Origin of the sequence: Ectopseudomonas khazarica (assembly GCF_017915135.1) — a bacterium.
Lineage (GTDB): Bacteria > Pseudomonadota > Gammaproteobacteria > Pseudomonadales > Pseudomonadaceae > Aquipseudomonas > Aquipseudomonas khazarica.
On record NZ_CP068551.1, the window covers coordinates 4,491,259 to 4,506,068 of the forward strand.

Consider the following 14,810-nt stretch of genomic DNA (forward strand, 5'->3'; position numbering starts at 1 on the left):
GGCAGCGCCTCCCTGCGCCCCTCTGGCCAGCCGACGGCAGCCTCCATGGCACGCCGTCCACCGCCAGGAACCCCGACGGCCAGTCCCTGAGCCACGAGGCAAGGTCCATCCCGGACCGGTTCGATGCGGGCTCCCTGCCCGGACACCCAAGCCGGGTACCCAAACCGTCCCTGGAAAGGGTCTTCAGAAGACCCAGCGCGGCCTCACCACCTCCAGCGGGTAGTCGTCGCCGATCAGCAGCAGATGTTCCGGCACCGCAGGACGGGACCAGACCCTCTGCTCGAGATGGCCTACCGGCTGGCGTGGCAACGCCGCTTCTGCCTCGACGAACACCCGAGTACGCGTGGGCGTGACCGACAACAGAGCCAAGCACCCCAATGCCAACACGACTCCTGTACGCATCAACGCCCCTTTGCCTCCAGACATCCGCCCTCTCCCTGGCGGCCTGATGCAGGCCCCGCAGACAACACCGGGGCCCCTCCCTTTGACGCGGACTCTAGCAAGCACCCCGCGGGATTTGAGGGATCCGTCACATTTCTTCAGAATCAGCGAGAATTCATCGCCAGCCAGGCGATCAGAGCAGCGAAGTAACGGAGGACAGGCCATGCGCGTGGCGATACTGGACGATGAGACGGCTGAACTGCAGCGCCTCGAGCAGACCCTGCAGAGCATGGACGAGTCGCAGCGCGCGCCCTGGCTCACGCACTGTTTCTGTCGCGGTGAAGAGATGCTCCGGCGGCTCAAGCGCGAGCGCTACGACCTGCTCATCCTCGACTGGCAGGTGCCGGACATCAGTGGCCTGCAGATTCTCAAGTGGAGCCGTGAGCACCTGGAAGATTCGCCACCGGTGATCATGATCACCAGCCGCGACAGCGAGCAGGACGTGGTGCGAGCCCTCAACGCCGGTGCCGACGACTACATCTGCAAGCCCTTTCGCCCGCACGAGCTGCGGGCGCGCATCCTCGCGGTGATGCGCCGTCGGGGCGGAGTCCGCCCGGCAGAGGCCGAACGCAGTCAGTTCGGCGACCTGCTGTTCGACGACGCCGAGCTCTGCGTCAGCCGCGCCGGCCAGCCGGTGACGCTGACCGAGCGCGAGTACCGCATTGCGCGTTATCTGTTCAACAACCTAGGCCGCCCGCTATCACGCGAGTACTTCTACGAGCGCTTCTGGCCCCATGAAGAAGTGCATTCCTCGCGCCCGCTGGATACCCACATCTACCGTTTGCGCAACAAGCTGGGCCTGTCGCCCGAACATGGCTGGCAGTTGCTCACCATCTACGGCTATGGCTATCGGCTGGAGCGCGTCGGCGACGAGCAGGCCCACTAGCCCCGCAGCGCCAGCGCATCCACCAGCCCCGCAGCGATGGCCATGCCCACCAGCTCCGGCAGGGTCTCGGCCTGCATGCGCTTCATCACCCGCGAGCGGTACAGGTCGACGGTCTTCACGCTGATATGCAGCTGCTCGGCCACCTCACGGTTGGTGTAGCCGCGCACCAGCGGCAGCAGCACGTCACGCTCGCGCGGGGTGAGCTGCTCCAGACGCGCCTGCACCTCGGCCAGACGTGAATCGCGGCGCGGTACCGGCGCACGACGCTCCAGCGCCTGCTGCACGCTGTCGAGCAGCAGCTGCTCGTTGTAGGGCTTCTCGATGAAATCCACCGCGCCGGCCTTGAACGCACGCACCACGATGGGAACATCGGCATGGCCACTGACGAAGATCACCGGCAGCTCGATGCCGCGCGCACGCATCTCGTCCTGCACGTTCAGCCCGCCCATCCCCGGCATGCGCACATCCAGCAGCACGCAGGCATTGGCGTTCGCCTCGCAGGCTTCGAGAAAGGCACGGCCACTGGTGAAGGGCACGCCTTTCAGGCCCACCGATTCCAGCAGCCAGAGCGTCGAATCGAGCATGCCCTGGTCGTCATCGACCACATAAACCAGTTGTTGCATCCGCGTGCAGCTCCTTTTGTTGTTATGCATTTCATCGCTCGCGGCTAGAAGCCCCTCCCACAGCGTGCAGGCTTCGTGGGAGGGGCCCTAGCCGCGACTGTTCGACAACGACTCGTCGTCCCTGCCCAGCGGCAAGCGGCACTCCAGGCACAGGCCGCCCTCCAGCGGGAACGCCTCCAGCGCACCGCCGAAGCCCTCGACGATGCTGCGACTCATCGACAGGCCGAGACCCAGGCCCTCCGCCTTGCTGGTGTAGAACGGCGTGAACAGCTTGACCAGTTGCTCGTCACTGACCCCCGGCCCCTGGTCGAGCACACGGATCGCCAGGCTGCCGTCCTGCTCGCAGGCCTCCAGACGAATCTGCGAAGCCGCGCCGGCATGCACTTCACGATTGGCCTCGATGGCATTGCGCAGCAGGTTGAGCAGCACCTGTTCGAGCAGTACCCGGTCGGCGAACACCGGCGGCAGATTGTCCGGCAAGGCGTCGCACACCGCCACCTGCGCGGCACCGGCTTCCCAGTGACAGAGGCGCACCGCCTCGCGCGCCACCTCGGCCAGATCGAGCGCCTGCATGCGCCGCTGGCCCTTGCGCAGGAAGGCACGCAGGCGCTTGATCACCTCCGAGGCATGGTTGGCGTGCTCGGTGATGCGCGCCAGGCCCTGGGCCACCTTGTCCGTCGCCGCCGGGTCGCCGCCGACGCCCTGCAGGTAGCGCTGGCTGGCGCCGGCGTAGTTGACCACCGCCGCCAGCGGCTGGTTGATCTCATGGGCGATGCCCGAGGCCAGCTCGCCCAGGGTGACCAGGCGCGCGGTGTGCGCCAGCTCGTCCTGGTGGCGACGCTGCTGGGCCTCGCGCAGTTCGCGCTCGGTCATGTCCCGCGCCACCAGCGAGTAGTAGCGCTCATCACCGGCGCCACGATGCGCCAGCAACACCAGCGACACCGGCAGCGAGCCCCCTGCCAGCGGCAGCAGGCGCGCCTCGCAGCTCCACACACCGCCGGCATCGGCGCGGGCCCAGCCCTCGCGTTCGAGCAGCGCCAGATCGGCCTCGGCCAGCAGTTGCGGCAAGGTCGGCAGCGGCTGTTCGGCGGCGATGCCCAGCGCCCGGCGTGCCGAGGGGTTGAGGTGGGTCAGGCGTCCGCCCGGTTCGATGAACAGCACCAGATCGGTATTGGCCTCGACGACCTCGGCCAGACGCCGCTTGTTCTCTTCGGCCTGAGTGCGTGCGGTGATGTCGCGCGAGACACTGACCACCTCCACCACCGCGCCGGTGTAGGTCTCGCGAATGGCGCGGCTGGCGGTCTCGAACCACAGGTAATGGCCGTCCCGATGGCGAATCCGGTAGGTCATGGTGTGATAGCCATCCTGCTCCAGCGCCTCATAGGCCTGGCGCGCCTGCTGGGTCTGGTCCAGCGGATGCAGCAGGCTGTCCACGCTGCGCCCGCGCAGCTCTTCCGGCCAGTAGCCGAGCAGGGTCCAGCTGGCGGGCGAGGCATCGAGGAACACGCCTTCGGGCGTGTGGCGGGAAATCAGGTCCGTGGTGTTCTCGGTGATCAGCCGGTACAGGCGACGCGCACGCGCGGCTTCCCGCTGATCACGCACCTCCTGGGTCGCCTCGCGGCAGCGCGCCAGCACCTGCCGCTCCGCCAGGTCGGGGATGAAACTCCAGATCAGGATGCGCTCGCCATCCTGCGCCTCGACCGCCTCGATGGCCCTGCGCTGCTCCAGGCAGGCACGCACCAGTGGCAGGTGGTTGACCGGCAGCAAGGCCTCGACCTGCGCCAGCGAGCGCTCGCCAAGCAGCGCCTGCAAGGCCTGGTTGAACTCCAGCGGCTGCGCTCGTTCGTCGAGCAGCAGCGCCGGCTGCGGATCGGCCGAGAGCAACGGCGCACTGCGACTCATGCCGCCGGCCAGGCCAACCAGCTGCACCAGCAACTGACGCAGCCAGGGCAACCACTCCAGCCCGGCGCCTTCCTCCACCTGCAGCAGCAACAGCCCCGCACTACCGTCCTCCAGGCTCAGCGCCAGCGCCTGGCCATGGTGGATGGCGGCGCGGCGCAAGCGTCCGGCCAGCCAGCACGGCAGCTGGCGCAATGCGTCCAGGCTCATGCTCGGCTGCGCCAGCAGCGCCTCGAACAGCACCTGGTCGCCAGCAGCCAGGGGGTCGCCTTGCCCCGGCGGCAGGCGCGGGCCGCCGCCCTCCTGCGCATAGGTCCCGCTGGCCGGCTGCCAGGCCAGGTACCAGGCCTGGCGCACCTGCGGGCAACCCAGCACGGCGCGGCGCAGAGCCGCCGCCCGTTCGTTGAGGGACGGCGCCTCGCGCTGAATGCGTAGCCAGGCCTGCAGCGGCACGGCCGCCTGATCGCTCGAAAGACTCATATAGTAATTATTCTATAAAACCTTGGTACAACTTCCATATAAATTAGAAATGCCCTATAAATTACCGCCAGAAAGATTCGGTAATGCCTGCATCATTACCGGAATAACCAGAGCTAACAATCAGCCAAAGGTGTATCCGCCATGTCGATCTACGAACAGGGCCTCGGCCGCGCCGCCGTCAACCACGTCGCCCTCAGCCCCCTGAGCTTCATCGAACGTACGGCGGCGGTATACCCGCACTACCCGGCCGTGGTGCATGGCTCGATTCGACGTGACTGGGCCGAGACCTACGCGCGCTGCCGGCGCCTGGCCTCGGCACTGGCCGGACGCGGAATCGGCAAGGGCGACACGGTGGCGGTGATGCTGCCGAACATCCCGGCGATGCTCGAGGCGCACTTCGGCGTGCCGATGATCGGCGCGGTGCTCAACACCCTCAACGTGCGCCTGGATGCCGAAGCCATCTCCTTCATGCTGCAGCATGGCGAAGCCAAGGTGGTGATCGCCGACCGCGAGTTCTTCGATGTGATCCACGCGGCCATCGGCATGCTCGACCATCCGCCGCTGGTGATCGATGTCGACGACCCCGAGTACGGCGAAGGCCAGGCGGTCAGCGACCTGGACTACGAAGCCTTTCTCGCCGAGGGCGACCCGGAGTTCGCCTGGCAATGGCCGACGGACGAGTGGCAGGCTATCAGCCTCAACTACACCTCCGGCACCACCGGCAACCCCAAGGGCGTGGTTTACCACCACCGCGGCGCGTTCCTCAACGCCATGGGCAACCAGATGACCTGGAACATGGGCAACCACCCGGTCTACCTGTGGACCCTGCCGATGTTCCACTGCAACGGCTGGTGCTACCCCTGGACCATCACCGCGCTGGCGGGCGTGCACGTGTTCCTGCGCCGCGTCGACCCGGCGAAGATCCTCACCCTGATCCGCGACGAGCAGGTCAGCCACCTGTGCGGCGCGCCCATCGTGCTCAACGCGCTGGTGAACATGCCGGCGGAGGCCAAGGCGGCCATCGATCATCCGGTCAAGGCCATGGTCGCCGGCGCCGCGCCACCGGCCAAGGTGATCGGCGCGGTGGAAGAGATGGGCATCTCCGTGACCCACGTCTATGGCCTGACCGAGGTCTACGGCCCGGTGACCCTGTGCGCCTGGCACGCCGAGTGGGACGACCTGCCGCTGGAGGAGCGCGCCACCATCAAGGCGCGTCAGGGCGTGCGCTACCCGACCCTGGAAGGCGTCATGGTCGCCGACCCGAAAACCCTCGAGCCGGTCCCGCGTGACGGCCAGACCATCGGCGAGATCTTCATGCGCGGCAACACCGTGATGAAGGGCTACCTGAAGAACCCCAGCGCCACCAGCGAAGCCTTCGAGGGCGGCTGGTTCCACACCGGCGACCTGGGCGTGTGCCACGCCGATGGCTACGTGGAAATCCGCGACCGCCTCAAGGACATCATCATCTCCGGCGGCGAGAACATCTCCACCATCGAGGTCGAGGGCGTGCTCTATCGCCACCCTGCCGTGCTGGAGGCCGCCGTGGTCGCCCGCCCGGACGAGAAATGGGGCGAGACGCCCTGTGCCTTCATCACCCTCAAGACCGGCCAGCAGGCCAGCGACAGCGACATCATGGCCTTCTGCCGCGAGCACCTGGCCGGCTTCAAGGTGCCGAAGACCGTGGTCTTCACGGCACTGCCGAAGACCAGCACCGGGAAGATCCAGAAGTTCGTCCTGCGCGACATGGCCAAGGCGCTCTGACCCTGTGTGGGAGGGGCTTCAGCCGCGAGCACCTCCCACAGACCGCAGCCTACCGTTTTCACAACAACAAGAACCGGCCCTGGCGGCCGACGGAGAACCCTCATGCAAATCTTCAAGCGCCGTGACGGCGACGAGCAACCGCACTGGCCTGTCGGCCCGTTCAAGGTGCGCCTGCCTTTCGTCCACTACCGCTGGGAAACCGCCGAGATGCTGCAGGCGCTGATCATGTTCGTGGTCAGCCTGGCGATGATCCCGCTGCTGGAAAAGTACCTCGGCCTGCCCTACGATGTGGCGCTGGCCTACGTGGTGGTATGCGGCATCGGCTTCATGCTGCCGGCGCTGCTCGGCGTGCCCTTCGTGCCCGGCTGGATCACCCCCGGCATCCCCGTGGTGCTGCTGTTTCTCGGCAACTACGAACCGGGCCCGGAGGCCATCCGGGCGCTGTTCGCCCTGCAGTTCCTGGTGTTCGTGATCTTCCTCTTCCTCGGCGTCACGCGCCTGGGCAGCACACTGGTGCGGCTGATCCCCAACTCGATGAAGGGCGGCATCATCATCGGCGCCGGCATCGCCGCCCTGATGGGCGAGATCAGTGCCGGCGGACGCCTGGCCAATACGCCGATCTCGCTGGTGCTCGGCAGCCTGATCTGCCTGTACCTGATGTTCTCGGTATCGTTCAAGGGCCTGACCGAGCGCCTGCCGCTGGCGCGCAAGGTGGTCAACTACGGCATGGTGCCCGGGATGCTGATAGCCATCTTCATCGGCATCGCCGTGGGCGAGTACAAGATGCCGGACGTCAGGTGGGGCATCACCGCGCCGGCCTTCGGCGAGATGTGGAACTACCTGCCGTTCAGCGTCGGCTTCCCCGGCCTGGACGTGTTCATGCTGGCCGTTCCCACCGCAGTGATCGCCTACGTGATCGCCTTCGGCGACATCATCGTCGGCCAGTCGCTGATGCAGCGCGCCGATGAACTGCGTACCGATGAAGTGATCGAAAACAACGTCGACCGCGTGCACCTGGTGACCGCCATCCGCAACGCCCTGCACGCCTTCTTCGCGCCCTACCCTGGCCTCGCCGGGCCGTTGTGGACGGCGGTGGCGGCGACCATGGCCGAGCGCTACAAGTACGGACGCAAGGCGATGGACTCGATCTACAGCGGCGCCGGCACCTTCTGGATCACCGGCTTCGCCGCGCTGTTCATGCTGCCGCTGGTCAGCTTCTTCCAGCCGGTGCTGCCGATCGCCCTGTCGCTGACGCTGATCCTCACCGGCTACATCTGCCTGATGGTCGGTTTCGAGCAGTTGAACAACAACACCGAACGCGGTGTCGCCGGCACCATGGGTGTGGTGCTCGCCGTCTACGGCGCGGGCTGGGGCCTGGCCGCAGGCGCTGCGCTGTACATTCTGGTCGAGCGCACCCATCTGCTTAAATTCACCAGCGTCAAGGATAAGCCGAGCGAGACCGCTGAAGCCGACTGACGCTTTTTCGTTCCACACGCGCCGCGCTCGTCGCGGCGCCCCTGCTGTCGAGGTTGCACCATGCCCGAATTCAACGCCCCGCTGCGCGACATGCGCTTCGTCCTTCATGACGTGTTCCAGGCGCCGAGCCTGTGGGCGCGCCTGCCGGCCCTGGCGGAAACCGTCGACGCCGACACCGCCGACGCCATCCTCGAAGAGGCGGCCAAGGTCACCGGCACCCTGATCGCCCCGCTCAACCGCAGTGGCGACGAGGAAGGCGCGCAGTGGCAAGCGGGCGAGGTACGCACCCCGGCAGGCTTTCGCGAAGCCTATGCCACCTACACCGAGGGCGGCTGGGTCGGCCTCTCTGGCAACCCCGAGTACGGCGGCATGGGCATGCCCAAGATGCTCGCCGTGGCCTTCGAGGAAATGCTCTACGCCGCCGGTTCCAGCTTCGCCCTGTACTCGGCGCTGAGCTCCGGCGCCTGCCTGGCCATCGACGCCCACGCCAGCAAGGAACTGAAGAGCACCTACCTGCCACCGATGTACGAGGGTCGCTGGGCCGGCTCCATGTGCCTGACCGAGGCCCATGCCGGTACCGACCTGGGCATCATCCGCACCCGCGCCGAACCCCAGGCCGATGGCAGCTACAAGGTCACCGGCAGCAAGATCTTCATCACCGGCGGCGAGCAGGACCTGACCGAGAACATCATCCATCTGGTGCTGGCCAAGCTGCCGGATGCACCCGCGGGCCCGAAAGGCATCTCGCTGCTGCTGGTGCCCAAGGTGCTGGTCAACGCCGACGGCAGCCTGGGCGCGCGCAATGCGGTGAGCTGCGGCTCCATCGAGCACAAGATGGGTATCAAGGCCTCGGCCACCTGCGTGATGAACTTCGACGGCGCCACCGGCTACCTGATCGGCGAGGTCAACAAGGGCCTGGCGGCGATGTTCACCATGATGAACTACGAACGCCTGTCCATCGGTATCCAGGGCATCGGCTGCGCCGAGGCCTCCTACCAGTCGGCGGTCGGCTATGCCCGCGAGCGCATCCAGAGCCGCGCCGCCACCGGCCCGGTCAATCAGGACAAGGTCGCCGACCCGATCATCGTGCATGCCGACGTGCGCCGCATGCTGCTGACCATGAAGGCGCTCAACGAAGGCGGCCGCGCCTTTGCCTGTTACGTCGGCCAGCAGCTGGACCTGGCCAAGTACGCCGAGGATGCCGGCGAGCGGCAGAACGCCGAAGCCCTGGTCGCGCTGCTCACACCGGTGGCCAAGGCCTTCTTCACCGACACCGGCCTGGAAAGCTGCGTGCATGGCCAGCAGGTGTTCGGCGGCCACGGTTACATCCGCGAGTGGGGCCAGGAACAGCTGGTGCGCGACGTGCGTATCGCGCAGATCTACGAAGGCACCAACGGCATCCAGGCCCTCGATCTGCTCGGGCGCAAGGTGGTGGCCAACGGCGGCGCCGCACTGCGCCTGTTCGCCAGTGAAGTGCGTGCTTTCGCCCACGCCAACGCGTCGTCCCATGGCGAGCGCCTGGTCGAAGCACTGGAGCGCCTGGAGGCGGTCAGTGGCTGGGTGCTGGAGCAGGCCAAGGCCGACCCCAACTCGGTGGGCGCCGCCTCGGTGGAGTATCTGCACCTGTTCGGCTACGTCGCCTACGCCTACATGTGGGCGCGCATGGCCGCCGTGGCGCAGCGCAAGCAGGCCGAGGACGAAGCCTTCTGCAGCGCCAAGCTGGCCACTGCCGAGTTATTCTTCAGCCGCCTGCTGCCGCGCACCCTGAGTCTGGAAGCGAGCATTCGAGCCGGCAGCCAGCCGCTGTACGGCCTGGCCGCCGAGCAATTCTGAAGGTTGAGCGTGTTGCGCGGCCTTGCGCCGCGCTTTTTTATTCAGCAGCGGAGGCAGCACAGGCCTCCGCCGAGGACCCCTTATGCGTGAAGTCGTGATAGTCGCCGCCTGCCGTACCGCCATCGGCAGTTTCCAGGGGGCGCTTAGCCGCATCCCGGCCCCGGAGCTGGGTGCGATGGTGATCCGCGAGCTGCTGGCCCGCAGCGGCGTGGACGAGGCCCAGGTGGACGAGGTCATCCTGGGCCAGGTGCTCACTGCCGGCAGCGGGCAGAACCCCGCGCGGCAGAGCGCCCTGCTCGCCGGTCTGCCACACACGGTGCCGGCCATGACCCTGAACAAGGTCTGCGGCTCCGGCCTCAAGGCGGTGATCCTCGGTGCCCAGGCCATTCGCGGTGGCGACGCCGAGATCATCGTCGCTGGCGGCCAGGAGAACATGAGCCTGGCCCCCTACGTCATGCCCGGCGCCCGCACGGGCCTGCGCATGGGGCATGCGCAACTGCTCGACACCATGATCCAGGATGGCCTGTGGGACGCGTTCAACGACTATCACATGGGCATCACCGCCGAGAACCTGGCCGAGCAGTACGGCATCAGCCGCGCCGAACAGGACGCCTTCGCCCTGCGCTCGCAGCAACGCGCGCAGGCGGCCATCCAGGCCGGGCGCTTCAGCGCCGAGATCGTCCCGGTCGCCGTACCCCGCCGTGGTGCCGAAGCACTGATCGTCGAGCGTGACGAGCAGCCACGCGCCGACGCCAGCCTGGAGGGCCTGGGCAAATTGCGGGCGGCGTTCAAGAGCGACGGCACGGTGACCGCCGGTAATGCCTCGACCCTCAACGACGGCGCCGCTGCGGTACTGCTGATGAGTGCCGAGAAGGCCGCCGAACTGCGCCTGCCGGTGCTGGCGCGCATCGCCGCCCACGCCAGCGCCGGGGTCGACCCGGCCGTGATGGGCATCGGCCCGGTGTTCGCCAGCTGCAAGGCGCTGGAGCGCGCCGGCTGGAGCCTGGAGCAGCTCGACCTGATCGAGGCCAACGAAGCCTTCGCCGCCCAGGCCATCGCCGTGGGCCGCGAGCTGCACTGGGACAGCGCCAAGGTCAACGTCAACGGCGGCGCCATCGCCCTCGGCCACCCCATCGGCGCCTCGGGTTGCCGCATCCTAGTCAGCCTGGTCCACGAGATGCAGCGCCGCGAGGCACGCCGTGGCCTGGCCACCCTGTGCATCGGCGGCGGCCAGGGCGTGGCCCTGGCTCTCGAACGCTAGAACAAAGGAGCCGGTGGCGGTAAAAAGCGCCATCCACCCTGCGTCTGCATCGCTCGCAGGGTGGCTCAGGCAGCACCGCCCCACCCTGCAATCCCGGACAAGAACAAGAGAACCCCATGCGAACCCTGACGACCCTGATCGGTAACAGCCAGAAACTCGACGGTGGAGCCATGTTCGGCAACGCCCCCAAGGCCCTCTGGCAACGCTGGATGCCCGCCGACGAACTGAATCGCATCGACCTCGGCTGCCGCGCCCTGCTGGTGCAGGAAGAGGAGCGCAACATCCTGGTGGAAACCGGCATCGGCGCCTTCTTCAGCCCGGAGCTGAAACAGCGCTTCGGCGTGCAGGAAGATCGCCACGTGCTGCTCGACAGCCTGGCCGCGCTGGGCCTGAGCGACGCCGACATCGACATCGTGGTGCTCACCCACCTGCACTTCGATCACGCCGGCGGCCTGCTCGCCGCCTGGCAGGACGACCAGCCGCCGCGCCTGCTGTTCCCTCATGCACAGTTCGTCACCGGCCGCCAGCAATGGCAGCGTGCGCGCCAGCCCCATGCGCGTGATCGTGCGTCGTACATCCCGGAGCTGCTGGACCTGCTCGAAGCCAGTGGCCGCCTGCAACTGATCGACGCAGGCGCGACCCACTGCGACCTGCTCGGCGCCGACTGGCGCCTGCACTGGAGCGATGGCCACACCCCGGGCCAGCTGCTGCCGGAGGTGGCCATGCCGGGTGGGCCGGTGGTGTTCCCCGGCGACCTGATTCCCGGCGCGCCCTGGGTTCACCTGCCGATCACCATGGGCTACGACCGCTTTCCCGAAGGCCTGATCGAAGAGAAGGAAGCCCTGCTCGCCGACCTGTTCGGCCGTGGCGGCCGGCTGGTGTTCACCCATGACCCGGACACCGCCATGGGCCGGGTAAGCCGCGATGAAAAAGGCCGTTATGGTCTCGATGAGGCGGTAAAAACGGCGCATCTGCTGGCAAACTGACGCCACCGGGCCTTGACGTAGCGGTCATGCAGCGCGAGCATGGCCGCTTGTTTTTCAGCCGTGGTCGCAACCACACCGGCGCCCCAGGGAGGGGTTCGCGCCTGGTCAGCGGAAGACTGGCCGTGGTGCCGTGTCCACCTCGACAGCCCTGGGGAACCGCTTCATGAGCCTGGCCTCTGTACGCGCCTTCTTCGCCGCCAAGGCGCCCGACATTTCGATCATCGAGCTGCAGTCCAGTACCGCCACCGTGGCCCTGGCCGCCGAAGCCCATGGTGTATCGCCGGGACAGATCGCCAAGACTCTGGCCTTCCGCATCGCCGAACGCGACCTGCTGATCGTCGCCCGTGGCGATGCGCGTATCGACAACCGCAAGATGAAGGAGTGCTTCGGCGCCAAGGCCAAGATGCTCGACGCACAGACCGTGATCGAGCTGACCAGCCATCCGGTCGGCGGCGTCTGCCCGTTCGGCCTGGCCACGCCACTGAGCGTCTATTGCGACCGCTCGCTGCTGGCCTTCGATGAAGTGCTGCCGGCGGCCGGCGCTACCCACAGCGCGGTGCGCATCGCACCGCGGCGCATGGCCGAGCTGGTCGATGCCGAATGGGTCGATGTCTGCCAGGCGGTGGAAACCGAAGCCTGCTGAACGAAGCTAGAGGCCGCCGCTGACACCCAGGCTCACGCCCAGCGCAGCGGCCAGGGAGAACGGCAGCAGCAGGGTGTCGAGCAGCGCACTGCCCGGCAGATCCAGCCCCGGATAGCGTGGCGCCTCGGTGCCGAAGCGTTCCAGCGGGCAACAGCCTCCGTTCAGCGCATACCAGTCCAACCGCGTCCCCGCGTACACCACCGGCGCGTCGGCCTTGGCCGCATCCAGCGTACGCAGCGTGGCGCAGCCTTGCATGGCCAGGATCAGCAGCGCCAGGGCGGCGAGGCGCACGTCAGTCGTCCGAGACCATGTGATGTTCGCCCCAGCGCGGCAGCATGTCCTGGGGAATGCCCAGGCAGTTGAGGATGCGCGCGACGACGAAGTCCACCAGGTCATCCAGCGTCTGCGGCTGGTGATAGAAGCCCGGCGAGGCCGGCAGGATGGTCACCCCCAGGTTCGACAGCTTGAGCATGTTCTCCAGGTGGATGCTCGAATAGGGCGCCTCGCGCGGCACCAGGATCAACTGGCGGCGCTCCTTCAGCGCCACGTCGGCGGCGCGTTCGATCAGGTTGTTGCAGGCACCGCTGGCAATCGCCGACAGGGTTCCGGTGCTGCACGGCACCACCACCATGGCGGTCGGCGCCCCCGAACCGGATGCCGCCGGCGCCATCCAGTCCTCCTTGCCGTAGACCCGCACCTGCCCCGGCGCAGCACCGGTGTACTCGGTGAGAAACTGCGCCATGGCCTGCGGCTTGCTTGGCAGCGCGACGTCGGTTTCGGTCGCCATCACCAGCTGCGCCGCCTTGGAGATCAGGAAGTGCACTTCACGATCTTCCTGCACCAGGCAGTCGAGCAGGCGCAGGCCGTACTGCGCGCCCGAAGCGCCGGTCATGGCCAGGGTAATGCGTTCAGGACCGCTCATGGATGCTCCACTGGGCGGGTGTGCCCCGCCGGTTCATCTGGGTGGCGGGCTGCCCCGCCCTGTCACCGGGTTATGCGTCTCAGGCCAGGGCCTGCGCCAGCTTGCCGTGCAGGCCGCCAAAACCGCCATTACTCATGATCACCACCTGGGTGCCCGGTCGCGCCAGCGCCTTCACCCCATCGATGATCGCCTCCAGCGAATCGCACACGCGGGTCGGGTTGCTCGCCCCGGCAACGGTGGCGGCCAGGTCCCAGCCGAGGTTCGCCGGCGCATACCAGAACACCGCGTCTGCCTGCACCGCCGATTCGGCCAGGCCATCACGGTGCGCGCCGAGCTTCATGGAATTGGAGCGTGGCTCGATCACCGCGATCACCTGCGTGTCGTCACCCACGCGCTTGCGCAGACCATCCAGGGTGGTGGCGATGGCCGTCGGGTGATGGGCGAAATCGTCGAAGACGGTGACGCCGTTCACCTCGGCGACCTTTTCCATGCGCCGCTTGGCATTGACGAAACGGCCCAGCGCCTCGATGCCGAGGGCCGGCACCACGCCAACATGGCGCGCCGCTGCCAGGACGGCCAAGGCATTGGCAACGTTGTGCTGGCCGGTCAGGTTCCACTCCACGGTGCCTTCGACCTTGCCCGCAAAGCTCACCTCGAAGCGCGAACCGTCGGCAGCGAGCAGCCGCGCCTGCCACTGGCCGCCCTCCCCGGTGGTCTGCACGGGCGTCCAGCAGCCCATCTCGATCACCCGCGCCAGCGCCGTTTCACTGGCCGGATGGATCACCAGCCCCTCACCCGGCACGGTACGCACCAGATGATGGAACTGCCGCTCGATGGCCGCCAGGTCCGGGAAGATATCCGCGTGGTCGAACTCCAGGTTGTTGAGGATCGCCGTGCGCGGGCGGTAATGCACGAACTTGCTGCGCTTGTCGAAGAAGGCGCTGTCGTACTCGTCGGCCTCGACCACGAAGAACGGCGTCCCGCCCAGGCGCGCGGAGATGCCGAAATTCTGCGGCACGCCACCGATCAGGAAGCCCGGGCTCATGCCGGCATGCTCCAGTACCCAGGCCAGCATGCTCGAACTGCTGGTCTTGCCGTGGGTGCCCGCCACCGCCAGCACCCAGCGCCCCTGCAGCACGTGGTCAGCCAGCCACTGCGGGCCGGAGACGTAAGGCAGGCCCTGGTTCAGCACGTACTCGACGGCGGGGTTGCCCCGGCTCATGGCGTTGCCCACCACCACCAGATCGGGTGCCGGCTGCAGGTGCGCCGGATCGTAGCCCTGCAGCAACTCGATGCCCTGGGCTTCGAGCTGGGTGCTCATGGGCGGATAGACATTGGCGTCGGAGCCGGTGACGCGGTGGCCAAGTTCCTTGGCCAGGACGGCCAGCGACCCCATGAAGGTGCCGCAGATGCCGAGAACGTGGATATGCATGGATGACCTCAAGAACGGGCCGCTTCAGCCCGGAAAGCTTGCCGCAGGTTAGCACAGCGCCCAGGCCAACCCCATGCCCGACGCAGCAGCCGTTTGACCCGCGCGCGCGGAAAAGATCACGGCACCTCGCAGAATTCTGCGCACGGCACGCAGGACAAACGGCGCTT

Annotated in this window: 13 protein-coding genes; 7 read left to right on the forward strand and 6 right to left on the reverse strand. The window is 67.3% G+C overall.

Annotated features, from left to right (window positions below):
• Positions 1-183 precede the first annotated feature (183 nt).
• Entirely contained in the window at positions 184-369 is a 186-nt protein-coding gene (locus JLK41_RS21155) for a hypothetical protein (RefSeq protein WP_150606650.1), read from the reverse strand.
• A 235-nt stretch (positions 370-604) separates the two neighbouring features.
• Here JLK41_RS21155 and JLK41_RS21160 point away from each other — a divergent pair, with 235 nt between their 5' ends.
• Positions 605-1,327 carry a response regulator transcription factor gene (locus JLK41_RS21160; protein WP_134675766.1) on the forward strand — a complete coding sequence of 241 codons (723 nt, stop codon included), beginning with the start codon at positions 605-607 and terminating at the stop codon, positions 1,325-1,327.
• On the opposite strand, the gene JLK41_RS21165 is transcribed toward JLK41_RS21160, so the two are convergent.
• Both JLK41_RS21165 and JLK41_RS21170 read right to left on the reverse strand, forming a co-directional pair.
• Positions 1,324-1,950 carry a response regulator transcription factor gene (locus tag JLK41_RS21165; RefSeq protein ID WP_037051523.1) on the reverse strand — a complete coding sequence of 209 codons (627 nt, stop codon included), beginning with the start codon at positions 1,948-1,950 and terminating at the stop codon, positions 1,324-1,326. The two genes, JLK41_RS21160 and JLK41_RS21165, sit on opposite strands and share 4 nt — an antisense overlap.
• Before the next feature lie 87 nt (positions 1,951-2,037).
• Positions 2,038-4,329 carry a PAS domain-containing sensor histidine kinase gene (locus JLK41_RS21170; RefSeq protein ID WP_210389765.1) on the reverse strand — a complete coding sequence of 764 codons (2,292 nt, stop codon included), beginning with the start codon at positions 4,327-4,329 and terminating at the stop codon, positions 2,038-2,040.
• Positions 4,330-4,470: 141 nt separating this feature from the next.
• Between JLK41_RS21170 and JLK41_RS21175 the strand changes: the two genes are divergently transcribed.
• The 6 genes from JLK41_RS21175 to JLK41_RS21200 all read left to right on the forward strand — a co-directional run bounded on the left by JLK41_RS21175 (position 4,471) and on the right by JLK41_RS21200 (position 12,289).
• Positions 4,471-6,090, forward strand: coding sequence for an acyl-CoA synthetase (locus tag JLK41_RS21175; protein WP_047591075.1), 1,620 nt, complete (start codon positions 4,471-4,473; stop codon positions 6,088-6,090).
• A 102-nt stretch (positions 6,091-6,192) separates the two neighbouring features.
• Positions 6,193-7,566: a solute carrier family 23 protein gene (locus JLK41_RS21180; RefSeq protein ID WP_210389766.1), complete on the forward strand. Its 1,374-nt coding sequence runs from the start codon at positions 6,193-6,195 to the stop codon at positions 7,564-7,566.
• A gap of 60 nt (positions 7,567-7,626) precedes the next feature.
• The gene (locus JLK41_RS21185; RefSeq protein WP_210389767.1) at positions 7,627-9,399 is read left to right on the forward strand and encodes an acyl-CoA dehydrogenase C-terminal domain-containing protein; all 1,773 of its coding nucleotides are present in this window, start codon (positions 7,627-7,629) and stop codon (positions 9,397-9,399) included.
• Positions 9,400-9,481: 82 nt separating this feature from the next.
• The gene (locus JLK41_RS21190; protein ID WP_037051512.1) at positions 9,482-10,660 is read left to right on the forward strand and encodes an acetyl-CoA C-acetyltransferase; all 1,179 of its coding nucleotides are present in this window, start codon (positions 9,482-9,484) and stop codon (positions 10,658-10,660) included.
• A gap of 116 nt (positions 10,661-10,776) precedes the next feature.
• Positions 10,777-11,646, forward strand: coding sequence for an MBL fold metallo-hydrolase (locus JLK41_RS21195; protein ID WP_037051510.1), 870 nt, complete (start codon positions 10,777-10,779; stop codon positions 11,644-11,646).
• A gap of 163 nt (positions 11,647-11,809) precedes the next feature.
• Complete coding sequence (locus tag JLK41_RS21200; RefSeq protein ID WP_037051508.1) at positions 11,810-12,289, forward strand: YbaK/EbsC family protein; 480 nt, start codon at positions 11,810-11,812, stop codon at positions 12,287-12,289.
• 6 nt (positions 12,290-12,295) lie between these two features.
• Here JLK41_RS21200 and JLK41_RS21205 read toward each other — a convergent pair whose 3' ends face one another.
• From JLK41_RS21205 to mpl, 3 genes are all read right to left on the reverse strand, one after another.
• A complete protein-coding gene (locus JLK41_RS21205; protein ID WP_052178375.1) occupies positions 12,296-12,544 on the reverse strand; it encodes a YceK/YidQ family lipoprotein in 249 nt (82 codons plus the stop codon).
• A 37-nt stretch (positions 12,545-12,581) separates the two neighbouring features.
• A complete protein-coding gene (gene ubiX / locus JLK41_RS21210; RefSeq protein WP_037051506.1) occupies positions 12,582-13,211 on the reverse strand; it encodes a flavin prenyltransferase UbiX in 630 nt (209 codons plus the stop codon).
• A gap of 79 nt (positions 13,212-13,290) precedes the next feature.
• The gene (gene mpl / locus JLK41_RS21215; protein ID WP_210389768.1) at positions 13,291-14,643 is read right to left on the reverse strand and encodes a UDP-N-acetylmuramate:L-alanyl-gamma-D-glutamyl-meso-diaminopimelate ligase; all 1,353 of its coding nucleotides are present in this window, start codon (positions 14,641-14,643) and stop codon (positions 13,291-13,293) included.
• Between the last annotated feature and the right edge of the window lie 167 nt (positions 14,644-14,810).